The organism is Candidatus Nitrotoga sp. M5 (assembly GCF_927904885.1).
GTDB lineage: Bacteria > Pseudomonadota > Gammaproteobacteria > Burkholderiales > Gallionellaceae > Nitrotoga.
The window spans coordinates 26131-49031 of record NZ_CAKMNW010000065.1 but is presented as its reverse complement, the minus strand read 5'-3'; the positions used below and the strand labels follow the sequence as shown (position 1 = coordinate 49031).

The 22901-nt window shown below is 47.3% G+C and carries 22 protein-coding genes and 4 tRNA genes; all 26 read left to right on the top strand.

All coding sequences use genetic code 11. The features are described from left to right. Nucleotides 1–155 precede the first annotated feature (155 nt). The 26 genes from MJ770_RS12180 to rplP all read left to right on the top strand — a co-directional run bounded on the left by MJ770_RS12180 (nucleotide 156) and on the right by rplP (nucleotide 22901). Nucleotides 156–240, top strand: a tRNA-Tyr gene (locus MJ770_RS12180). 102 nt (nucleotides 241–342) lie between these two features. Continuing rightward, nucleotides 343–416: transfer RNA gene (locus MJ770_RS12175), tRNA-Gly, on the top strand. A gap of 10 nt (nucleotides 417–426) precedes the next feature. Further along, a tRNA-Thr gene (locus MJ770_RS12170) sits at nucleotides 427–501 on the top strand. A 50-nt stretch (nucleotides 502–551) separates the two neighbouring features. Then, the gene (gene tuf / locus MJ770_RS12165) at nucleotides 552–1742 is read left to right on the top strand and encodes an elongation factor Tu (protein WP_239254677.1); all 1191 of its coding nucleotides are present in this window, start codon (nucleotides 552–554) and stop codon (nucleotides 1740–1742) included. A 79-nt stretch (nucleotides 1743–1821) separates the two neighbouring features. Then, nucleotides 1822–1897: transfer RNA gene (locus tag MJ770_RS12160), tRNA-Trp, on the top strand. Between the two features lie 33 nt (nucleotides 1898–1930). Beyond that, nucleotides 1931–2275: a preprotein translocase subunit SecE gene (secE, locus tag MJ770_RS12155; RefSeq protein ID WP_239254707.1), complete on the top strand. Its 345-nt coding sequence runs from the start codon at nucleotides 1931–1933 to the stop codon at nucleotides 2273–2275. After that, entirely contained in the window at nucleotides 2275–2808 is a 534-nt protein-coding gene (nusG, locus tag MJ770_RS12150; protein WP_239254705.1) for a transcription termination/antitermination protein NusG, read from the top strand. Before secE ends, nusG begins: the two co-directional genes overlap by 1 nt. Before the next feature lie 123 nt (nucleotides 2809–2931). Next, on the top strand, nucleotides 2932–3363 hold the full coding sequence (rplK, locus tag MJ770_RS12145; RefSeq protein ID WP_239254702.1) for a 50S ribosomal protein L11: 432 nt from the start codon (nucleotides 2932–2934) through the stop codon (nucleotides 3361–3363). A 1-nt stretch (nucleotide 3364) separates the two neighbouring features. Then, nucleotides 3365–4060, top strand: coding sequence for a 50S ribosomal protein L1 (gene rplA / locus MJ770_RS12140; RefSeq protein ID WP_239254695.1), 696 nt, complete (start codon nucleotides 3365–3367; stop codon nucleotides 4058–4060). A gap of 358 nt (nucleotides 4061–4418) precedes the next feature. Next, nucleotides 4419–4922 carry a 50S ribosomal protein L10 gene (gene rplJ / locus MJ770_RS12135; RefSeq protein WP_239254693.1) on the top strand — a complete coding sequence of 168 codons (504 nt, stop codon included), beginning with the start codon at nucleotides 4419–4421 and terminating at the stop codon, nucleotides 4920–4922. 41 nt (nucleotides 4923–4963) lie between these two features. Next, nucleotides 4964–5332, top strand: coding sequence for a 50S ribosomal protein L7/L12 (rplL, locus tag MJ770_RS12130; protein WP_239254691.1), 369 nt, complete (start codon nucleotides 4964–4966; stop codon nucleotides 5330–5332). A gap of 123 nt (nucleotides 5333–5455) precedes the next feature. Then, entirely contained in the window at nucleotides 5456–9535 is a 4080-nt protein-coding gene (gene rpoB / locus MJ770_RS12125) for a DNA-directed RNA polymerase subunit beta (protein WP_239254689.1), read from the top strand. An 84-nt stretch (nucleotides 9536–9619) separates the two neighbouring features. Next, complete coding sequence (gene rpoC, locus MJ770_RS12120; RefSeq protein ID WP_239254687.1) at nucleotides 9620–13843, top strand: DNA-directed RNA polymerase subunit beta'; 4224 nt, start codon at nucleotides 9620–9622, stop codon at nucleotides 13841–13843. A gap of 124 nt (nucleotides 13844–13967) precedes the next feature. Next, a complete protein-coding gene (gene rpsL / locus MJ770_RS12115; protein WP_239254685.1) occupies nucleotides 13968–14345 on the top strand; it encodes a 30S ribosomal protein S12 in 378 nt (125 codons plus the stop codon). Nucleotides 14346–14414: 69 nt separating this feature from the next. Beyond that, a complete protein-coding gene (gene rpsG / locus MJ770_RS12110; RefSeq protein ID WP_239254683.1) occupies nucleotides 14415–14885 on the top strand; it encodes a 30S ribosomal protein S7 in 471 nt (156 codons plus the stop codon). A 44-nt stretch (nucleotides 14886–14929) separates the two neighbouring features. Next, nucleotides 14930–17026: an elongation factor G gene (gene fusA, locus MJ770_RS12105; RefSeq protein ID WP_239254681.1), complete on the top strand. Its 2097-nt coding sequence runs from the start codon at nucleotides 14930–14932 to the stop codon at nucleotides 17024–17026. Between the two features lie 45 nt (nucleotides 17027–17071). Beyond that, complete coding sequence (gene tuf, locus MJ770_RS12100) at nucleotides 17072–18262, top strand: elongation factor Tu (RefSeq protein WP_239254677.1); 1191 nt, start codon at nucleotides 17072–17074, stop codon at nucleotides 18260–18262. Nucleotides 18263–18352: 90 nt separating this feature from the next. Next, the gene (rpsJ, locus tag MJ770_RS12095) at nucleotides 18353–18664 is read left to right on the top strand and encodes a 30S ribosomal protein S10 (RefSeq protein ID WP_239254676.1); all 312 of its coding nucleotides are present in this window, start codon (nucleotides 18353–18355) and stop codon (nucleotides 18662–18664) included. 66 nt (nucleotides 18665–18730) lie between these two features. Next, on the top strand, nucleotides 18731–19375 hold the full coding sequence (rplC, locus tag MJ770_RS12090) for a 50S ribosomal protein L3 (protein WP_239254675.1): 645 nt from the start codon (nucleotides 18731–18733) through the stop codon (nucleotides 19373–19375). After that, entirely contained in the window at nucleotides 19375–20001 is a 627-nt protein-coding gene (rplD, locus tag MJ770_RS12085) for a 50S ribosomal protein L4 (RefSeq protein WP_239254744.1), read from the top strand. The genes rplC and rplD overlap by 1 nt, the downstream gene beginning before the upstream one ends. Then, nucleotides 19998–20315, top strand: coding sequence for a 50S ribosomal protein L23 (gene rplW / locus MJ770_RS12080; protein WP_239254674.1), 318 nt, complete (start codon nucleotides 19998–20000; stop codon nucleotides 20313–20315). The genes rplD and rplW overlap by 4 nt, the downstream gene beginning before the upstream one ends. 2 nt (nucleotides 20316–20317) lie before the next feature. Further along, nucleotides 20318–21151, top strand: a complete 834-nt coding sequence (rplB, locus tag MJ770_RS12075) for a 50S ribosomal protein L2 (RefSeq protein WP_239254673.1) — start codon at nucleotides 20318–20320, stop codon at nucleotides 21149–21151. A 5-nt stretch (nucleotides 21152–21156) separates the two neighbouring features. Then, complete coding sequence (gene rpsS / locus MJ770_RS12070; RefSeq protein ID WP_239254665.1) at nucleotides 21157–21441, top strand: 30S ribosomal protein S19; 285 nt, start codon at nucleotides 21157–21159, stop codon at nucleotides 21439–21441. 9 nt (nucleotides 21442–21450) lie between these two features. Continuing rightward, the gene (gene rplV, locus MJ770_RS12065; protein WP_239254661.1) at nucleotides 21451–21780 is read left to right on the top strand and encodes a 50S ribosomal protein L22; all 330 of its coding nucleotides are present in this window, start codon (nucleotides 21451–21453) and stop codon (nucleotides 21778–21780) included. Nucleotides 21781–21787: 7 nt separating this feature from the next. Then, entirely contained in the window at nucleotides 21788–22501 is a 714-nt protein-coding gene (gene rpsC, locus MJ770_RS12060; protein WP_239254651.1) for a 30S ribosomal protein S3, read from the top strand. Continuing rightward, nucleotides 22485–22901: a 50S ribosomal protein L16 gene (rplP, locus tag MJ770_RS12055; RefSeq protein WP_239254649.1), complete on the top strand. Its 417-nt coding sequence runs from the start codon at nucleotides 22485–22487 to the stop codon at nucleotides 22899–22901. The genes rpsC and rplP overlap by 17 nt, the downstream gene beginning before the upstream one ends.

Sequence of the window (22901 nt, the reverse complement as noted above, 5' to 3'; positions counted from 1 at the left end):
ACGTATGCTTAACACTTGAAGTGTCGTCAAGTAACAAGAAGAAGCATCGAGACAACACTGCAGACGATAATTCATATTTTGTAAAAATATTGCTGTTGGGAGTTAAAGAATCATTGACAGCGAGGGCAAGAGAATGGATAATCATCTGTTCATTTGGAGGGGTTCCCGAGCGGTCAAAGGGATCAGACTGTAAATCTGACGGCTCAGCCTTCGAAGGTTCGAATCCTTCCCCCTCCACCAGTTTATTGTGTGTAAAGATTATTATAAGTTTGGCGGCTAGATTGGGCTGGGCTGAGTGGTGGGTTGTGCTCAGTTGCGCGTCATTTTGGCGGTATAAATCGTGCGGGTGTAGCTCAATGGTAGAGCAGAAGTTTTCCAAACTTACGACGAGGGTTCGATTCCCTTCACCCGCTCCAGTTTGAGTTGGCCCATGTGGCTCAGTGGTAGAGCACTCCCTTGGTAAGGGAGAGGTCGCGGGTCCGATTCCCGCCATGGGCACCAAATAGCTTGTTCAGATACTTTTGTTAATTCGGTGTTGATGAGGAAAAATCATGGCAAAGAGTAAATTTGATCGTACCAAGCCGCACATAAATGTAGGCACAATTGGTCACGTTGATCATGGCAAAACAACCCTGACTGCAGCAATAACTACAGTGCTGTCAAAGAAATTTGGCGGGGTGGCGAAAGGTTACGACCAGATTGACGCGGCGCCTGAAGAAAAGGCGCGCGGCATCACCATTAACACCTCTCACGTTGAGTATGAGACAGAAACTCGGCACTACGCGCATGTGGACTGTCCAGGTCACGCGGATTACATTAAGAACATGATTACCGGTGCGGCGCAGATGGATGGCGCAATATTGGTTGTGTCTGCTGCGGACGGTCCTATGCCGCAAACACGGGAGCATATCCTTTTGGCGCGACAAGTGGGCGTGCCTTACATCATTGTCTATATGAACAAGGCAGACATGGTTGATGATCCAGAGCTGCTGGAGCTGGTGGAGATGGAGGTGCGTGAGCTGCTGTCTAAGTATGATTTTCCTGGTGATGATACCCCTATCATTATTGGTAGTGCGCTCAAAGCTTTGCAGGGTGATCAATCCGAGATTGGTGAGCCATCCATTATACGTTTGGCAGAGGCGCTAGATTCTCATATAAGTCAGCCAATGCGTGTCATGGATGGTACCTTCCTGATGCCTGTCGAAGACGTTTTTTCCATATCTGGTCGTGGCACAGTTGTGACTGGCCGGGTGGAGCGTGGTGTCGTTAAAGTGGGTGAGGAAATTGAAATTATCGGTCTTAAGCCCACTGTTAAAACCATATGTACGGGCGTAGAAATGTTCCGCAAGTTGCTTGATCAGGGGCAGGCGGGTGATAACGTAGGTATATTGTTGCGTGGTACCAAGCGTGAGGATGTTGAGCGCGGTCAAGTTTTGGCTAAGCCTGGTTCCATTACGCCGCATACCAAATTCACGGCCGAGATTTACGTTCTCAGTAAAGATGAGGGTGGTCGCCATACGCCGTTCTTTCAAGGTTACCGTCCGCAATTTTACTTCCGCACAACCGACGTAACGGGTGCAGTTGAATTGCCATCGGGAACTGAAATGGTAATGCCAGGAGACAATGTGTCGGTGACGGTCAATTTGATTGCCCCGATAGCGATGGAAGAGGGGCTTCGATTCGCGATACGTGAAGGTGGCCGGACCGTTGGCGCTGGTGTGGTGGCTAAAGTGATTGAGTAGTGGTGGCGGTAAAGAGGGTGGGGCGTTCAAATAGAAGGTTCATCATCTTGATTAGTTTGCTGTTCCCGTTTAAAAAATTAGGCCAGTAGCTCAATTGGTAGAGTATCGGTCTCCAAAACCGAGGGTTGGGGGTTCGAAACCCTCCTGGCCTGCCAGTTAAATCATCAGGAAAGACGGGCAAATTGCGCATGGCGGATAAAATTAAATTGGTTGTTGCGTTTATGTTCGTTGTTGCGGGCATTGCGGGGTTTTATGCTTTGCACGAAAGTGCTGCGGTGGTAAAGCTTGCTGCGGTATTGTTTGGGTTTTCGATGGCTGCTGTAATGGTTTGGATGACCGAGCCAGGTAAGCGTTTATTTGCGTTTGGTACGGAATCCGTGGCAGAGGCTAAGCGTGTGGTATGGCCATCACGCAAAGAGACGGTGCAGACTACAGGGGTGGTGCTTCTGTTCGCGGTTGTAATGGCATTATTTTTGTGGGCGGTTGATGCCAGCTTGTTATTGGTTGTTAATAAATTAATGGGGCGTGAATAGTGTCCAAGCGTTGGTATGTTGTTCATACGTATTCTCAGTTTGAAAAATACGTGCAGCGTGCGTTGCCAGAGCGAATTCAACGCGCGGGTTTGGAGGATCAGTTCGGTCAGATATTGGTGCCGGTGGAAGAGGTTGTGGAGCTGAAGCTGGGTCAGAAGAACATTAGTGAGCGTAAGTTTTTCCCTGGGTATGTGCTGGTTGAGATGGCAATGACCGATGAAAGTTGGCATCTTGTTAAAAGTACGCCTAAAGTTACCGGTTTTTTGGGCGGTTCGGCAATGAAGCCTACTCCCATAAGCGAAAAAGAAGTGCAAAATATAATGCACCAAATGCAAGCCGGTGTGGAAAAGCCAAGACCTAAAGTGTTGTTTGAGGTAGGTGAGGCGGTGCGTGTCAAGGATGGTCCATTTACTGATTTTCACGGTGTGGTGGAAGATGTTAATTACGATAAAAGTAAGTTGCGGGTGGCCGTGACTATTTTTGGTCGATCTACGCCTGTGGAGTTGGATTTCGGTCAGGTAGAGAAGGCTTGATAAGGTAAGGCGAACCGATTTAAAGAGCGTCGATTGCAGGCGTCTTATCTTGTTCGTCTTCCTTTTTTCTGGTTAATCGGGGAGGGCGCAATTGCGTCCGCATGAACCCATAGGGAGAGTGTTGTGGCAAAGAAGATAATAGGGTTTATTAAGTTGCAAGTTCCTGCTGGTAAGGCAAATCCCAGTCCACCTATCGGTCCAGCGTTAGGTCAACGTGGCTTGAATATAATGGAGTTCTGTAAAGCTTTTAATGCTCAGACGCAGGGTGTGGAGCCAGGTTTGCCAATTCCGGTGGTAATTACGGCTTATGCAGACAAAAGTTTTACATTTGTGATGAAAACTCCACCTGCAACCATTCTGATAAAGAAGGCGGTAGGTGTGCAGAAGGGGAGTCCCAAGCCGCATACAGACAAGGTTGGTAAGTTGACCCGTCAGCAAGCAGAAGAAATTGCAACCGCCAAGATGCCTGATTTGACCGCTGCTGACATGGATGCGGCGGTGCGCACTATTGCTGGTAGCGCCCGAAGTATGGGTATTGTTGTGGAGGGCGTATAGCATGGCACATGTTTCTAAGCGTTATAAAGTGTTGATTGCTAAGGTTGATCGTAACAAACTGTACGCAGTGAATGAGGCGCTGGATTTGGCAAAAGAAACCGCTAAGGCCAAATTCGATGAGTCTATCGATATTGCAGTCAATTTGGGCATAGATGCTCGTAAATCCGATCAATTGGTACGTGGTGCTGTAGTGCTGCCCAAGGGGACTGGTAAGGCTGTGCGTGTTGCTGTATTTGCTCAAGGGGCCAAGGCTGAAGAAGCCAAATCGGCTGGTGCGGATGTGGTGGGTTTCGAAGATTTGGCTGAAAGTATTAAGGCTGGCAATATGGATTTTGATGTTGTGATAGCCTCTCCTGATGCTATGCGCATTGTTGGTCAGCTAGGTCAGATTCTTGGTCCGCGTGGATTGATGCCTAATCCTAAGGTGGGCACGGTTTCCGTTGATGTGGCTGGCGCCGTGAAAAATGCAAAGGCTGGTCAGGTTCAGTACCGCACCGACAAGAATGGTGTTGTGCAGTGTACGATAGGACGCGCTTCATTTGCTATGGAGGCGCTACGTGAGAATTTGCTGGCACTGGTTGACGCGTTAAACAAAGCAAGGCCAGCCGCTGCTAAGGGTGTGTACCTTAAGAAGGTGTCTGTTTCCAGTACAATGGGTGTGGGTATTCGCATTGAGCAGGCCAGTTTGGCAGGATAATTGTTTTTTTGCTCATTGCTCTGGTGGTATAAATTTGGAGTAGTCTTTCGCATAATATAGCGCTGGGTATTGGTGCAATACAAGTTGTGCGGCATGATTGATCAGCTCGTTATGCTGTTGACAAACTTTGAGCTGCTGACATATTGGCAGATTGTCAAAGACCGTAAGTACCCTAGGGTTTAATGTAAAGGGCGCTGTATGGAGGCTCAGGATCGGGCCTGCTTCTGCTTCCTAGCGCTTACGTAGATGGTGTGCCCGCGAGCAGGTGTGATGTTATAGCGCCGGCTTTAGGACGCAGTTATTAATGCAGGTTCGCTGAACTTAGGTTTAGTGTTCCAATTTGAAGATGGGGAATGAATTGAGTCTTAATCTGCAAAAAAAACAAGCGGTAGTGGCTGAGGTTAACGAGCAGGTAACGCAGGCTCAGACTATTGTTTTGGCAGAGTACCGAGGAATTACAGTCAGCGACATTACAAAGCTGCGCGCCACTGCACGCCAATCAGGAGTGTACTTCCGAGTGTTGAAAAATACATTGGCTCGCCGCGCTGTGCATGGTACTCAGTTTGAGGCTTTGGCTGAAAAAATGGTTGGCCCGCTGGTCTACAGCATCAGCAATGATCCTGTCGCAGCAGCGAAAATAGTGCATGAATTTGCCAAGTCGAACAGCAAGTTGGTAATCAAGGCGGGCGCAATGGTTGGTTCTTTGATGACAGCGGAACAGATCGCTGAGCTGGCTGCTATACCGAGTCGAGATGAGTTGATTGCACGCTTGATGGCGACTATGAATGCCGCAGCCAGCACTTTTGTACGTGCTTTGTCTGCTATCCGCGATAAGAAGGAAGCCGAAACGGCAGCCGCTTAACGCTCTTACCAAACTTTTCGAAATAATATTAGGAGAACAATATGGCTGTTAATAAGGCTGACATTCTGGATGCAATTGCACAAATGACGGTGCTGGAACTGTCTGCACTGATCAAGGAGATGGAAGAAAAATTTGGCGTATCTGCAGCTGCTGTCTCTGTGGCTGCGCCTGCAGCTGCAGCTGCAGCTACGGCTGAACAAACTGAATTTAGTGTGATGTTAAATTCCGCGGGTGCTAGCAAGGTGAACGTGATTAAAGTGGTTCGCGCGATTACCGGTCTTGGGTTGAAAGAAGCTAAAGATCTTGTAGATGGTGCCCCGAAACCAGTGAAAGAAGGGGTGAGCAATGCTGATGCAGACGCAATCCTGAAGCAATTGATTGAGGCTGGAGCAACTGCTGAAATCAAGTAAATATTGTACGTGTTGAAAGGCTGACGGGTGCCCGCCAGCCTTTTGCCGTTTTAAGAAGATAACGGACAGCAAGCTATAGAATGCTTTTTGTCCATTGTCTTTTCCCTCGGTCGTGGAGCTATTATGAGTTATTCTTTTACTGAAAAAAAACGTATTCGTAAAAGTTTTGCAAAACGTATTGGTGCATTGCCGATACCATTTTTGCTGTCCACGCAATTAGAATCTTACAGTGCTTTTCTTCAGGCTGGTACCTTGCCTGGGCAGCGCGTCAATGATGGATTGCAAGCAGCTTTCCACTCAATTTTTCCGATTGAGAGTCATAACAAATATGCGCGTCTTGACTTTGTTAGTTACAATTTGGGCGTGCCGCCCTTTGACGTCAAAGAATGTCAGCAACGCGGTTTAACATATGCTTCCCCGATACGTGCTCGTGTGCGCTTGACATTGTTTGATAAGGAGGTGTCTAAGCCGACAGCTGTTAAGGAAGTCAAAGAGCAGGAAGTGTATATGGGTGAAATTCCATTAATGACGAATACTGGTTCCTTCGTTATCAATGGCACCGAACGGGTTATCGTGTCGCAATTGCATCGTTCACCTGGTGTGTTCTTTGAGCATGACCGCGGAAAGACGCATAGCTCAGGTAAATTATTGTTTTCCGCACGTATTATCCCATATCGCGGATCTTGGCTGGATTTTGAGTTCGATGCGAAAGATTATGTCTATTTCCGTATTGATCGTCGTCGCAAGATGCCTGTTACTATTCTATTAAAATCGTTGGGTTATACGCCCGAACAGATACTTGCAGAATTTTTTGAATTCGATACTTTCCGTCTTGGTAAAAAGGGTATTCAGTTTGAGGTCGTGCCAGAACGCTTGCGTGGTGAGGTGGCGCGGTTTGATATCTTGGATAAGAGTGGTAAGTTGATAGTGGCTAGTGGGAAGCGCATCACTGTGCGCCATATCCGTGAAATTCAAGAGGCAGGTATTGACAAACTGGCTGTTCAAGATGATTTTCTTTTCGAGCGCGCGTTGGCTGTTGACGTTATTGATAAGGAAAGTGGCGAAATAATTGCCAATGCCAACGATGAGATAACAGAAGCCCTGTTGGCTAAATTACAGGCGTCTGGAGAGAAAAAAATTCTCACGTTATATACCAATAATTTGGATCAAGGGGGATACATATCGCAGACTCTGCGTGCAGATGAGACTACTGATCAGTGGACAGCGCGAGTTGCTATCTATCGTATGATCCGTCCCGGAGAGCCGCCCACAGAGGATGCAGTAGAAAATCTCTTTAATGGGCTTTTCTTTTCTGACGAGCGATATAACCTATCGGTTGTGGGGCGTATGAAATTCAACCGTCGTGTTGGCTCAGATGAGCTGACAGGGCCGGTCACGTTGTCGAATGAAGATATCGTGGCGGTAATCAAAATTATGGTCGAGTTGCGTAATGGTCGTGGCGAAATTGATGATATTGATCACCTCGGGAATCGGCGCGTGCGCGCTGTGGGAGAGTTGGCTGAGAATCAGTTCCGAACTGGGTTGGCACGCGTTGAACGTGCTGTTAAGGAGCGTTTGGGTCAAGCTGAAACAGACAATTTAATGCCGCATGACTTAATCAATGCTAAACCAATTTCTGCGGCGGTCAAGGAGTTTTTTGGTTCCAGTCAACTGTCTCAATTTATGGATCAAACCAACCCTTTGTCTGAAGTAACTCACAAGCGTCGTATTTCTGCGCTTGGGCCTGGTGGGTTGACTCGTGAACGTGCTGGTTTCGAGGTACGTGATGTCCATCCGACACATTATGGTCGATTGTGCCCAATTGAGACTCCAGAGGGGCCAAATATCGGTTTGATCAACTCGTTAGCTCTATACGCGCGCATTAATAATTATGGTTTTATTGAAACCCCGTATCGACAGGTGACTGATGGTAATGCGACTGATGAAGTTAAATACTTATCTGCAATAGAGGAAGGCAAGTTTACTATTGCTCAGGCTAACGCTGAGTTAGATAGCAAAAATATGTTTACCAATGATGTGATTTCATCTAGGCAGAATAATGAGTTTGTGCTGGCTTCGCCGCATAGCATTGAGTACATGGATGTGGCACCTGCCCAAGTAGTATCAGTGGCGGCGGCGTTGATACCTTTTTTAGAGCATGATGATGCAAATCGCGCTTTAATGGGAGCCAATATGCAGCGCCAAGCTGTACCTTGCTTGCGCGCAGAGAAAGCGCTGGTCGGAACTGGGATCGAACGCACTGTGGCTGTGGATTCCGGCACCACGGTGCAGGCATGGCGTGGCGGGCGAATTGATTATGTAGATGCAGGTCGTATTGTTGTTCGGGTTAATGATGATGAAACCACACACGGCGAAGTCGGCGTGGATATATATAATCTGACCAAATACACACGTTCTAATCAGAATACCAATATCAATCAGCGTCCATTAGTCAAAATGGGGGATGTGATTGCTCGTGACGATGTGATCGCGGATGGCGCGTCCACTGATATGGGTGAATTGGCTCTTGGCCAGAATATGCTGGTAGCGTTCATGCCTTGGAATGGTTATAACTACGAGGACTCGATATTGATCTCTGAGCGTGTGGTGGCTGAAGATCGCTTCACCTCTATTCATATCGAAGAGCTTACAGTGGTTGCACGAGATACGAAGCTTGGTTCGGAAGAGATAACTCGAGACATTCCAAATCTGTCTGAGGGTCAAATGGCGCGCTTGGATGAGTGCGGTATTGTGCACATTGGCGCGGAAGTTGGAGTCGGTGATGTACTGGTTGGTAAAGTCACGCCAAAAGGTGAAACTCAACTGACACCAGAGGAGAAGTTGCTTCGTGCTATTTTTGGCGAAAAAGCGTCAGACGTTAAAGATACCAGCCTGCGAGTGCAGGCTGGTATCTCCGGGACAGTAATTGAAGTGCAGGTATTTACACGAGAAGGGCTGCAGCGTGATCAGCGCGCGCAACAGATTATCGACGACGAATTGAAACGTTACAAGAAGGATTTGGCTGATCAAATGCGTATCGTTGAAATCGATGTATTTGCTAGATTAGGTAAGCTGCTATTAGGTAAGGTGGTAAATGGTGGGCCAAAAAAACTGGCAAAAGGTACTAAGTTGTCGAAGGAATACCTTGCTAGTCTGGAACGTCACCAATGGTTCGATATCCGCCTCGATAGTGAAGATACAGCATCGCAACTAGAGCAGGTCAAAGAGAGTTTGGCGCAGAAGCGTTCGGAATTCGATGCGGCATTTGAGCTAAAGAAACGAAATCTAACTCAAGGCGATGAGCTGCAAGTTGGCGTACAGAAGATGGTTAAGGTTTATGTGGCGGTGAAACGACGTTTGCAGCCTGGTGACAAGATGGCTGGTCGTCATGGAAACAAAGGTGTGGTGTCACGCATTGTACCTGTGGAAGATATGCCATATATGGCTGACGGTACGCCAGTCGATATCGTTCTGAATCCACTTGGTGTTCCATCTCGTATGAATGTAGGGCAGATATTGGAAACCCATCTGGGTTGGGCCGCTAAGGGCTTGGGGCAGAAGATAGGCAAGATGCTGGAATCGCAAGCCAAGATTGAAACGATACGAGCGTTCCTTGGTAAGATTTATATGCTTGATCAGGCAGCTGAAATTGCTGCGTTCAGTGACGAAGATGTGTTAAATCTGTGCCATAACCTGAGAGGTGGTGTGCCATTCGCTACGCCGGTGTTCGATGGCGCGAATGAAGGTGAAATAAAGGACATGTTAGAGCTAGCGGGTTTCCCGCGCTCTGGCCAGATAACATTATATGATGGCCGAACTGGAGTCGCATTTGACCGGCCAGTCACAGTGGGATATATGCATGTTTTGAAGCTGAATCATTTGGTGGATGACAAAATGCACGCGCGTTCAACAGGACCATATAGCTTGGTAACGCAGCAACCGCTGGGCGGCAAAGCACAGTTCGGTGGGCAGCGTTTCGGTGAAATGGAAGTGTGGGCGCTGGAAGCATATGGTGCAGCTTACACGCTACAAGAAATGCTTACGGTCAAATCAGATGACGTAGGTGGACGTACCAAAATTTACGAAAGCATTGTCAAGGGCGATCACAAGATTGATGCAGGAATGCCGGAGTCGTTCAATGTGTTAACCAAAGAAATTAGATCTTTGGGCATTGATATCGATCTAGTTCGTCATCGGGAGTAGGGAGTGGCGCATTTTGAGCGCTGCTCAAGATCAGTGCGCCGGTTGGCGCTCTACACATTGCCGTCGAATATTTAGGAGTTACATATGAAAGCATTGCTGGATTTGTTCAGGCAAGTAACGCAAAAGGAAGAATTCGACGCGATCAAAATCGGACTGGCCTCACCAGAAAAAATCCGGTCTTGGTCATATGGTGAAGTGAAGAAACCAGAAACCATCAATTATCGAACCTTTAAGCCGGAGCGCGATGGTCTGTTTTGTGCCAAGATTTTTGGTCCAACTAAGGACTATGAGTGCTTGTGCGGTAAATATAAGCGCCTGAAGCATCGTGGGGTGATCTGCGAAAAGTGTGGCGTAGAGGTGACGCTATCTAAAGTTCGTCGCGAACGTATGGGGCATATCGAGCTGGCAAGTCCAGTGGCGCATATTTGGTTCTTAAAGTCATTGCCGTCGCGTTTGGGAATGGTTCTGGACATGACATTACGCGACATAGAGCGCGTGCTTTATTTTGAAGCATATGTGGTTACCGATCCGGGGATGTCCACGCTCGAACGAGCTCAATTACTCTCAGAGGATGATTATCTGGCCAAACTCGAAGAGTATGGTGATGAATTTTCCGCCGTAATGGGAGCTGAAGGTATACGCGCTCTCTTGCATGCGTTAGATGTGCCAGCCGAGGTGGAAAGGTTGCGTGCCGACCTAGAGGCGACCAGCTCTGAGACAAAAATCAAGAAATATGCCAAAAGATTGAAAATACTTGAAGCATTTCTGGTCTCGGGCATCAAGCCCGAGTGGATGGTTATGTTGGTTTTGCCAGTGTTACCGCCAGAGCTACGGCCACTTGTGCCGTTAGATGGTGGGCGTTTCGCAACTTCAGATCTGAATGATTTGTATCGACGTGTAATTAACAGAAATAACCGTTTGAAACGCCTACTTGAATTAAAGGCTCCGGAAATTATTGTGCGCAACGAAAAGCGAATGTTACAGGAATCAATTGATTCGCTACTGGACAATGGTCGACGAGGCAAGGCAATGACCGGTGCAAACAAACGACCATTAAAGTCACTGGCTGACATGATCAAAGGTAAAGGTGGCCGTTTCCGCCAGAATTTGCTAGGTAAACGAGTAGATTACTCTGGCCGTTCTGTAATTGTGGTGGGGCCGCAACTGAAGCTTCACCAATGCGGCTTACCCAAGAAAATGGCGCTTGAGTTATTTAAACCATTCATTTTCCATAAACTTGAAGTTCTCGGACTGGCGACTACTATTAAGGCAGGTAAGCGTATGGTTGAAGCGGAAGAACCCGTTGTGTGGGACATATTGGAAGATGTTATCCGTGAGCATCCGGTACTGCTGAATCGAGCGCCGACGTTACATCGTCTTGGTATTCAAGCATTTGAACCGATACTGATTGAAGGGAAGGCAATACAGCTACATCCATTAGTTTGTACGGCTTTCAATGCGGATTTTGACGGCGACCAGATGGCAGTTCATGTTCCACTGTCGCTGGAAGCCCAGATGGAGTGCCGCACGCTGATGCTTGCCTCTAATAACGTGTTGTCGCCTGCTAATGGCGAGCCTATTATTGTTCCGTCGCAAGACATCGTGCTAGGTCTATACTATATGACACGCGACAAGATCGGTGCGCTGGGCGAGGGTGCGCTGTATTCGGATGTGTCTGAAGCGCTGCGTGCCTATGAGTCTGGTCATGTTGATCTGCAAGCCAAAGTGGTAGTACGGATTACTGAAATTTATTTTAATGAAGAAAATGAGCGTCAGGAGAGGCGAGCACGGTATGAGACTACTGTGGGACGAGCTATTTTGTCAGATATTTTGCCAGCCGGTTTGCCATTCAGTTTGGTCAATAAGGCTTTGAAAAAGAAAGAAATTTCTCGCTTAATTAATACTAGCTTCGGTCGTTGCGGTTTGCGCAATACTGTGATTATGGCTGATAAATTAATGGCTACCGGTTTTACTTATGCTACCCGCGCCGGTATATCAATTTGTTTAGATGACATGCTGGTGCCATCGCAAAAAGAAGAGCTAATTGACGTGGCTGGAAAAGAAGTGAGCGAGATTGACGTGCAATACACTTCCGGTTTGGTGACACAGGGAGAGCGCTACAATAAGGTAGTGGATATCTGGGGTCGGACAGGTGATCGGGTGGCTAAGGCGATGATGGATCAGCTGGGAAGCGAGCCAGTGATTGATCGTGTCAGCGGGAAGCGGCTTACTGATAAAAAAGGTAATGTGGTGATGCAAGAGTCATTTAATTCCATATATATGATGGCTGACTCAGGCGCTCGTGGTTCTGCTGCTCAAATTCGCCAGTTAGCTGGTATGCGCGGGCTGATGGCCAAGCCCGATGGCTCAATTATCGAAACCCCGATTACTGCGAACTTCCGCGAGGGGCTAAATATGCTGCAATATTTTATCTCCACTCATGGAGCTAGAAAAGGCTTGGCCGATACCGCATTAAAAACTGCCAACTCTGGATACTTGACTCGTCGTCTGGTAGATGTGACTCAAGATTTAGTGGTGGCTGAAGAAGATTGCGGTACCAGAAATGGAACTGCATTGAGGGCGTTGGTTGAAGGCGGTGAGGTTATTGAAGCATTGCGAGAGCGCATACTGGGTCGCGTTGCTAGCAAGGATATTGTCAATCCAGAAAGCAGCGAAACGTTATATGAAGCGGGCACATTGTTGGATGAAGATATGGTGGACAACATTGAAAAGCTCGGTGTCGACGAGGTGCACGTTCGGACCCCGCTTACCTGTGAAACTCGTTATGGCTTGTGCGTCAAATGTTATGGTCGCGATTTAGGTCGAGGTGGTCCTGTGACGGTTGGTGAGGCAGTTGGCGTAATTGCCGCACAGTCCATCGGCGAACCAGGTACCCAATTGACCATGCGTACTTTTCATATTGGCGGCGCGGCATCGCGTACCGTTGTAGCTAGTCAGGTAGAAGGCAAGTCCAACGGTCAGATGAAGTATAGTTCAAACATGCGTACCGTTAGCAATACACAAGGTGAGTTAGTTGTTGTGGCGCGTAGCGGCGAAATAATGGTTACAGATGATCATGGGCGCGAGCGCGAGCGTCACAAGGTGCCATACGGAGCAATGTTGGCTGTGCGTGAAGGCAGCCAAGTTCGTGCAGGTGAAGTTCTTGCCACATGGGATCCGCATACCCGTCCTATTATCACCGAATATGCCGGCCGTGCTAGCTTTGAAAATGTAAAAGAGGGCGTTACAGTTACCAGAGAGATAGATGAGGTAACCGGATTGTCTACTCTTGTAGTGGATCCAAAGCTTGCTGGTACACAAGGCAAGGGTGTCCTGCGGCCATTGGTACGTTTGCTTGACGAGGAAGGGCAAGAAATCAAGATTGCAGGTACAGAATTGCCAATTTCAGTATCCTTTCAGACAGGCTGCATAATCACTGTAGTAGATGGTCAGTCTGTTGGAGTTGGTGAAGTCTTGGCGCGTATTCCGCAAGAAAGCAGCAAGACACGTGATATTACGGGGGGGTTACCACGTGTTGCTGAACTTTTTGAAGCCCGTTCTCCTAAAAATGCCGGTATTTTAGCGGAAGTTACCGGAACGGCCTCGTTCGGTAAGGATACAAAGGGTAAGCAACGTTTGGTTATCACCGACAGGGACGGTGTGACGCATGAGTTTCTGATTACGAAAGACAAGCATGTGCTAGTGCATGATGGACAAATAGTGACGCAAGGTGAAATGATTGTAGATGGTCCACGTGACCCACATGATATTTTACGCTTGCTAGGAGTTGCAGCACTGGCGCGGTACATCGCCGACGAGGTGCAGGATGTGTATCGTCTACAAGGCGTTAAGATTAACGATAAACATATTGAAGTGATAGTTCGTCAAATGTTACGTCGAGTGCAGGTTGTAGATGCAGGGGATACTAAGTTCATTCCAAAAGAGCAGGTTGAACGTGCGGATTTATTACAAGAGAATGAACGAGTTGTGAGTGAAGGAAAGCAGCCTGCAAGCTATGTATATATGTTGCTGGGAATCACGAAAGCTTCATTGTCGACTGATTCGTTTATTTCAGCAGCATCCTTTCAGGAGACTACGCGTGTTCTGACCGAAGCCGCGATTATGGGTAAGAGAGACGAGCTGCGTGGGTTGAAAGAAAATGTCATTGTGGGCCGTTTGATCCCCGCTGGCACAGGTCTAGCCTATCATGCCGCCCGACGTAAGCAGCGGCAGGGGCTCGGTATAGGGACGTCAATGTTGAACGAAATGGAGCCTACTATAGAGCTACAAGATAACCAGCTTGCTTGACAGGATAGATTTTCCTCAATAGAATGCGCGGTCATTTTGTTTGCGCCCGACAGAGGTAAGCCTACTCTACAAGACTATTTTTCATATTGCTGATACATAAGAATTTTTTAGGAAAAATTAGATAATGCCAACCATCAACCAATTAGTGCGCAAGCCTCGCGTTGCCGAAAATGTAAAAAGTAAAGTTCCTGCTCTAGGTGGGAGTCCCCAAAAGCGGGGGGTGTGTACTCGTGTGTATACAACAACACCAAAGAAGCCTAACTCTGCCTTACGTAAGGTTGCAAAGGTTCGCCTAACAAATGGTTTCGAGGTTATATCTTATATTGGTGGTGAGGGCCATAACTTGCAGGAGCATTCTGTGGTGCTTATACGTGGAGGTCGGGTAAAAGATTTGCCCGGTGTTCGCTACCACATGGTGCGAGGTAATTTGGATACAGCTGGAGTAAAAGATCGGAAGCAGTCCCGTTCCAAATATGGTACAAAGCGCCCCAAAAAGGCCTAGTTTTTTTCCAAGCGTGTAATTGGAAATTGGTCAGTTTTAGAATTAGCCAGTTAATATGAGGTTTGAGATATGCCAAGACGTAGAGAAGTCCCCAAGCGCGAAATTTTGCCGGATCCAAAGTATGGTAGTCAAGATCTATCTAAGTTCGTTAATGTTTTGATGACCGCTGGTAAAAAGTCTGTTGCAGAACGCATACTTTATGGCGCTTTGGAGCATATAGTTAAAAAAAGTGGTAAAGACCCAATCGAAGTGTTTAATCTTGCGTTGACTAATGTCAGGCCTCAGGTTGAGGTGAAGAGTCGCCGAGTCGGAGGTGCTAACTATCAGGTTCCTGTTGAAGTTCGCCCCTCGCGTCGGATGGCGTTAGCTATGCGTTGGCTCAAAGATTTTGCACGCAAGCGTGGTGAGAAGTCGATGGGTATGCGTCTGGCTGGAGAATTGCTTGACGCGTCAGAAAGCCGTGGTGGTGCAGTTAAAAAACGCGAAGAAGTGCATCGTATGGCTGAGGCGAACAAGGCTTTTTCACACTTCCGTTTCTAGCGTTTATTGCATTTTTTGATGGATTTATAAATTAGGTAACTACTGTGGCAAGGAAAACATTAATCGAGCGATATCGAAATATCGGCATTAGCGCGCATATTGATGCGGGTAAGACAACCACAACTGAGCGTGTTCTGTTTTACACGGGCGTATCACACAAGATCGGCGAAGTGCATGATGGTGCAGCTGTAATGGACTGGATGGAGCAGGAGCAGGAGCGGGGTATTACCATTACGTCGGCTGCGACGACTTGTTACTGGAAAGGTATGGACTCCAGTTTGCCTGAGTATCGTATTAACATCATTGACACACCAGGGCACGTGGATTTCACTATTGAAGTCGAGAGATCGATGCGTGTGCTGGATGGCGCGTGCATGGTCTATTGCGCCGTAGGTGGTGTGCAGCCGCAATCCGAAACGGTGTGGCGTCAAGCCAATAAATATGGCGTGCCTCGCTTGGCTTTTGTTAATAAGATGGATCGCTCAGGTGCGAACTTCCTGAATGTTTACGAACAAATGCGAACTCGCTTACGCGCAAATGTTGTGCCGATCCAATTGCCAATTGGAGCGGAGGATAAGTTTGAGGGTGTGATTGACTTGGTGCGGATGAAGGCAATTTACTGGGATGAAGCTTCTCAGGGAATGAAGTTTGAGTTGCGTGATATTCCCGAAAGTTTACTAGCGGCAGCGCAAGATTGGCGTGCGAAGATGGTAGAGAATGCTGCTGAGGCATCTGAAGAGATGATGAACAAGTACCTTGAGGAAGGTGACTTGTCCGAGGCGGAGGTTAAGCAATGTTTGCGCATACGTACAATTGCCGGTGAAATAGTGCCAATGCTGTGTGGCTCTGCCTTTAAAAACAAAGGGGTTCAGGCCATGTTGGATGCGGTGGTTGACTACTTGCCTGCGCCAACAGATATACCGCCAGTTCAAGGTGAATTAGAAAATGGGTTGATGGGCGAGCGTAGAGCTAGCGATGATGAGCCATTCTCTGCTTTGGCATTTAAGATTATGACTGACCCCTTTGTTGGGCAGCTGATTTTTTTCCGCGTGTATTCAGGTCAGTTGAATGCAGGAGATACAATTTACAATCCTATTAAAGGGAAAAAGGAACGTATTGGCCGTATTTTGTTGATGCATGCTAATGAGCGAGAAGAGGTCAAAGAGGTTTTTGCTGGTGATATCGTTGCTGCGGTAGGTTTAAAGGAGGCGACTACTGGTGAGACTTTGTGTGACCCAGCCAATATAATTACTTTGGAGCGCATGATATTCCCTGAGCCGGTGATTCATATTGCTGTCGAGCCCAAAACAAAAGCCGACCAAGAAAAAATGGGTATGGCGCTGAATCGTTTGGCGAAAGAAGATCCGTCTTTCCGTGTACACACGGACATGGAATCTGGACAAACCATTATCTCCGGTATGGGTGAGCTGCATTTGGAAGTATTGGTTGAGCGCATGAAGCGTGAGTTTAGTGTGGAGGCGAATATTGGCGCGCCGCAAGTGGCCTACCGTGAGGCGATACGGAAATCTGTAGAGGTGGAGGGTAAGTTTGTAAAGCAGTCTGGCGGTCGCGGTCAATTTGGTCATGTATGGTTGAAAATAGAGCCTAATGAAACAGGTATGGGTTTTGAGTTTGTTGACGCGATTAAAGGTGGGGCGGTCCCTCGCGAATTTATCCCAGCGGTAAAAAAGGGGTTGGAAGATACTTTACCGAATGGCGTGTTGGCGGGATTCCCTGTGGTGGATGTCAAAGTTACTCTGTTTGATGGGTCTTACCATGATGTGGACTCCAACGAAAATGCATTTAAAATGGCTGCATCAATGGGGTTCAAAGATGGTATGCGAAAGGCAAGCCCCGTGCTACTGGAGCCTATGATGTCGGTGGAGGTGGAAACCCCGGAAGATTACACAGGTACGGTTATGGGTGATTTGTCATCTAGGCGGGGTATGGTTCAGGGTATGGAAGACATGGTCGGCGGTGGAAAAAGTGTCAAGGCCGAAGTTCCTTTGGCAGAAATGTTCGGTTATTCCACAGCATTGCGTTCTGCGACCCAAGGGAGAGCCACTTATACGATGGAATTTAAGCATTATGCCGAAGCTCCAAAGAATGTGGCTGAAACGGTGATGAGTAGTAGAAAGTAATTTAAGTGGCTCATAAACTGTCAAATAATCAAGGAAATTTAAATCATGGCAAAGAGTAAATTTGATCGTACCAAGCCGCACATAAATGTAGGCACAATTGGTCACGTTGATCATGGCAAAACAACCCTGACTGCAGCAATAACTACAGTGCTGTCAAAGAAATTTGGCGGGGTGGCGAAAGGTTACGACCAGATTGACGCGGCGCCTGAAGAAAAGGCGCGCGGCATCACCATTAACACCTCTCACGTTGAGTATGAGACAGAAACTCGGCACTACGCGCATGTGGACTGTCCAGGTCACGCGGATTACATTAAGAACATGATTACCGGTGCGGCGCAGATGGATGGCGCAATATTGGTTGTGTCTGCTGCGGACGGTCCTATGCCGCAAACACGGGAGCATATCCTTTTGGCGCGACAAGTGGGCGTGCCTTACATCATTGTCTATATGAACAAGGCAGACATGGTTGATGATCCAGAGCTGCTGGAGCTGGTGGAGATGGAGGTGCGTGAGCTGCTGTCTAAGTATGATTTTCCTGGTGATGATACCCCTATCATTATTGGTAGTGCGCTCAAAGCTTTGCAGGGTGATCAATCCGAGATTGGTGAGCCATCCATTATACGTTTGGCAGAGGCGCTAGATTCTCATATAAGTCAGCCAATGCGTGTCATGGATGGTACCTTCCTGATGCCTGTCGAAGACGTTTTTTCCATATCTGGTCGTGGCACAGTTGTGACTGGCCGGGTGGAGCGTGGTGTCGTTAAAGTGGGTGAGGAAATTGAAATTATCGGTCTTAAGCCCACTGTTAAAACCATATGTACGGGCGTAGAAATGTTCCGCAAGTTGCTTGATCAGGGGCAGGCGGGTGATAACGTAGGTATATTGTTGCGTGGTACCAAGCGTGAGGATGTTGAGCGCGGTCAAGTTTTGGCTAAGCCTGGTTCCATTACGCCGCATACCAAATTCACGGCCGAGATTTACGTTCTCAGTAAAGATGAGGGTGGTCGCCATACGCCGTTCTTTCAAGGTTACCGTCCGCAATTTTACTTCCGCACAACCGACGTAACGGGTGCAGTTGAATTGCCATCGGGAACTGAAATGGTAATGCCAGGAGACAATGTGTCGGTGACGGTCAATTTGATTGCCCCGATAGCGATGGAAGAGGGGCTTCGATTCGCGATACGTGAAGGTGGCCGGACCGTTGGCGCTGGTGTGGTGGCTAAGGTAATTGAATAATATTGCGCGCTGTAAAATAATATAATGCTGTATAATAGCTTGTTAACCCGCACATGCGGTAGTAACTACTAAAAAGTAGAGTAAAAAATTATGAAAAGTCAGAACATTCGTATCCGTCTGAAGGCATTTGATTATCGGCTGATTGATCAGTCTGCATCTCGAATTGTAGATACTGCGAAGCGCACTGGTGCGGTCGTAAAAGGTCCGATTCCCCTTCCTACTAAAATTGAGCGTTTCGACGTTTTGCGGTCACCTCACGTAAATAAGACTTCGCGCGACCAGTTTGAAATTCGAACCCATCTTCGTATGTTAGATATTGTTGATCCAACCGAAAAAACTGTTGATGCACTAATGAAATTAGATCTTCCCGCGGGTGTCGATGTTGTAATCAAGTTGCAGTAATTGCTGAATTTGTAGGGTTTAAATCGGTTGGCCAATTGTAGTCAGCCCCTTAAGAAGGATATAAGAATGAGTTTAGGACTTGTCGGTCGAAAGATTGGCATGACCCGCATTTTTACCGATGAAGGAGTATCTCTTCCGGTGACGGTGTTGGACGTGTCTAATAATCGCATTACCCAGATTAAATCCATTGCTGTTGATGGTTACAGCGCAGTTCAAGTTGCGTTTGGTGAGCGTCGCGCAAGCCGAGTTAACAAGTCTGCAGCAGGACATTTCGCAAAGGCTGCCGTGATTGCGGGAAGCGTTCAAAAGGAATTTGTGGCTACTCCTGGTGAATTGAGTGGTTTGCAAGCGGGTGGCGCGCTGAGCGTAGATATGTTTAAGGTTGGTCAAAAAGTTGACGTAACTGGTTCTACACTTGGTAAGGGTTTCAGTGGTGTAATCAAGCGTTATCATTTTAGGTCGGGTCGTGCTACTCACGGTAATTCATTGTCTCATAATGTGCCAGGTTCTATTGGTATGGCGCAAGATCCTGGTCGCGTATTCCCAGGAAAGCGTATGTGCGGCCATCTTGGAGATGTGCGTCGTACCGTTCAAAACCTTAAGATAGTCCGTATTGATGTAGATCGTCAGCTGTTGTTGATCATGGGGTCAGTTCCAGGCTCAAAGGGCGGGGATGTGATGGTTCGTCCGGCAATAAAGGTGGGTGAATGATGGAGCTTAAAGTTATTGACGGTAATGGATTGGCCAGCGAGACTGTTTCTGCCTCAGAAGAGTTGTTTGGACGCGAATACAATGAGGCGTTGATTCACCAGCTTGTTGTTGCGTATCAGGCAAATGCTCGTTTTGGAAATAGCAAGCAAAAAGATCGCAGTGAAATTGCAAAGAGTACGCGTAAACCATGGGCTCAAAAAGGTACTGGCCGTGCGCGTGCGGGTATGGCGTCCAGCCCGTTGTGGCGGGGTGGTGGTAATATATTTCCGAATACTTCGAAAGAAAATTTTACTCAGAAGATTAATCGAAAAATGTATCGTGCTGGTTTGGCTTCTATTTTTTCGCAATTGCTGCGTGAAAATCGTTTAACCGTTGTTGGCAAGCTGGCGTTAGACGCGCCTAAGACTAAGCTCTTTGCGCAGATGATGCTGAATATGGGTTTTGATTCAGGGCGAGTGCTGGTGATTGTTGATAGTCTTGATGATAATTTATATCTGTCTTCGCGAAATTTGCCAAACGTAGTCATTTTGGAGGCTCATCAGGTAGATCCGGTGAGCTTAGTTCATTTCCCTAAGACACTAGTTACGCTCGATGCTGTAAGAAAAATTGAGGAGGTGTTGGCATGAGTAATATGAAATTCAGCCAAGAACGTTTGATGAATGTGCTGCAAGCTCCTGTTATATCTGAAAAAGCAACCTATGTGTCTGATGCACATGAGCAAGTAATTTTTCGTGTTGATACAACTTCTACGAAACCAGAGATTAAAGCTGCGGTCGAGTTGATGTTTAAGGTGGGTGTCGTGAATGTGCAGGTTACTCTTGTAAAGGGTAAGCAAAAGCGCTTCGGGAAGTTCATGGGCCGACGTAAAGATTGGAAGAAGGCGTATGTATGCCTCGCGCCCGGTCAGAAGATAAATTTTTCAGAGAGTGAGCAAGGGTAATTATGGCGCTGATCAAACTTAAACCAAGTTCTCCTGGGCGGCGAGCTGTAGTGCGGGTGGTAAATAGTGACCTGTACAAGGGTAAGCCTCATGCTCCGCTAGTCGAAAAAAAGAATAGAACTGCGGGTCGTAATCATAATGGGCATATCACGGTCCGTCATATGGGTGGTGGACACAAAAAAAACTATCGAATTGTTGATTTTAAGCGGGATAAAGATGGTGTTTCAGCAACAGTCGAGCACTTGGAATATGACCCAAACCGTAGTGCGCACTTGGCACTCTTGTGCTATACGGATGGTGAACGTCGTTACATTATCGCTCCGAAGGGGGTGAAAGCTGGTGCTCAATTGGTGAGTGGGTCAGAGGCGCCAATTAAGGCAGGCAACGCATTGCCTTTGCGCAATATACCAGTGGGTTCAACTATACACTGCATAGAAATGTTGCCAGGCAAGGGGGCGCAATTGGCTCGCTCGGCTGGCACATCAGTGCAGCTGTTAGCGCGTGAAGGAGGTTATGCACAATTGCGGTTACGCTCCGGAGAAATTCGTAAGGTGCATGTGGACTGTAAGGCTACTATGGGTGAGGTTGGTAATGCTGAGCACAGTTTAAGGTCTGTTGGTAAAGCTGGTGCGATGCGTTGGCGAGGTGTGCGGCCTACGGTACGAGGTGTAGTTATGAATCCGGTAGACCATCCTCATGGAGGTGGTGAAGGAAAAACTGCTGCTGGTCGTAATCCTGTTAGTCCATGGGGGGTGCCTGCCAAAGGTTTTCGTACGCGTCGCAACAAGCGCACTAGTGGCATGATAGTTCGCCGCCGCTTTCAGAATAAAGGGTAAAAATTATGGCACGTTCCATTAAAAAAGGTCCATTCGTCGATGCTTACTTAGTAAAGAAAGTCGAGGCGGTACGCGCCACCAACGATAAACGACCAGTGAAAACTTGGTCGCGTCGTTCTACTGTGTTGCCGGAATTTATCGGTCTGACTATTGCTGTGCATAATGGTAAGCAACATGTGCCTGTGTACATCTCTGAGAACATGGTGGGTCATAAACTTGGCGAATTCTCGTTGACTCGCCCTTTCAAAGGGCATGCTGCTGATAAAAAGGCTGTAGTCAGAAAAAAATAAGGAGATGTTATGAACACAGTCGCAGTGGTGAAGGGTGTGCGCATATCGGCTCAGAAGGGCCGTTTAGTGGCGGATCAAATTCGTGGTTTATCAGTAAGTAGGGCTTTAAATACTCTTTCTTTTAGTCCTAAAAAAGCAGCTGTAATTATTAAAAAAGGTTTGGAGTCTGCTATCGCGAATGCTGAGCATAATGATGGAGCCGATATAGATGATCTAAGGGTTGCCACAATCTATGTGGATAAAGCAGCCTCACTGAAGAGGACGTCAGCTCGTGCAAAAGGGCGAGGCAATAGTATCGAGAAGCAGACCTGTCACATTACGATTATCGTCGGGAGCTAAAGCAGATATGGGACAGAAAATTCATCCAATCGGATTCCGATTGAGCGTGCAGAAAAACTGGACTTCTAAGTGGTATGCTGACAGTAAAAATTTCGCTGGAATGCTGCTAAAGGATATTGAGGTTCGCGAATACTTAAAGAAGAGACTATTCGGAGCTGGTGTCTCTAAAATTGTCATTGAGCGACCAGCTAAAAACGCAAAAATAACAATTTATACTGCTCGTCCTGGTGTTGTGATTGGTAAAAAGGGTGAGGATATTGAAGCTCTGCGTACTGAGCTCAGGAAGCGAATGGGGTTGCCCGATGTTGCTCTAAACATTGAGGAAGTTCGAAAGCCGGAAATTGATGCTCAGCTAATTGCTGAAAGTATAACTTCGCAGTTGGAGAAGCGCATTATGTTTCGTCGTGCTATGAAGCGAGCTATGCAGAATGCTATGCGCCTAGGTGCACAGGGTGTCAAAATTATGAGTGCTGGACGCCTAAATGGAATCGAAATAGCGCGTTCAGAGTGGTATCGTGAAGGTCGTGTCCCTTTGCATACTCTTCGTGCTAATGTTGATTACGGTACCGCAGAGGCAAAAACAACTTATGGTATTATTGGTGTCAAAGTGTGGGTTTATAAGGGTGATCAAGCTGGGGTGGAAGAGATTTCCGCGCCTATAACTTCTACGCCTGAAAAGAGAGTAAGAAAGCCGGGGTCAAAACATGTTGCAGCCAGCTAGAAGAAAGTTCCGCAAAGAGCAAAAAGGGCGTAATACTGGTATAGCTACACGTGGCAATAAGGTTAGTTTTGGAGAGTTTGGTCTCAAAGCTGTTGCACGTGGTCGCATAACGGCACGTCAAATAGAAGCAGCCAGGCGCGCTATGACGCGCCACATTAAACGAGGTGGTCGTATATGGATTCGAATTTTCCCGGATAAGCCGATATCTCAAAAGCCTGCTGAAGTTCGTATGGGTAACGGTAAGGGTAATCCGGAATATTATGTTGCTGAAATTCAACCTGGAAAGATGCTGTACGAAATGGATGGCGTTGAGGAGTTGATAGCACGTGAAGCTTTCCGTTTGGCTTCTGCTAAGTTACCAATTGCTACAACGTTCGTAATTAGACAGGTAGGGGCATAA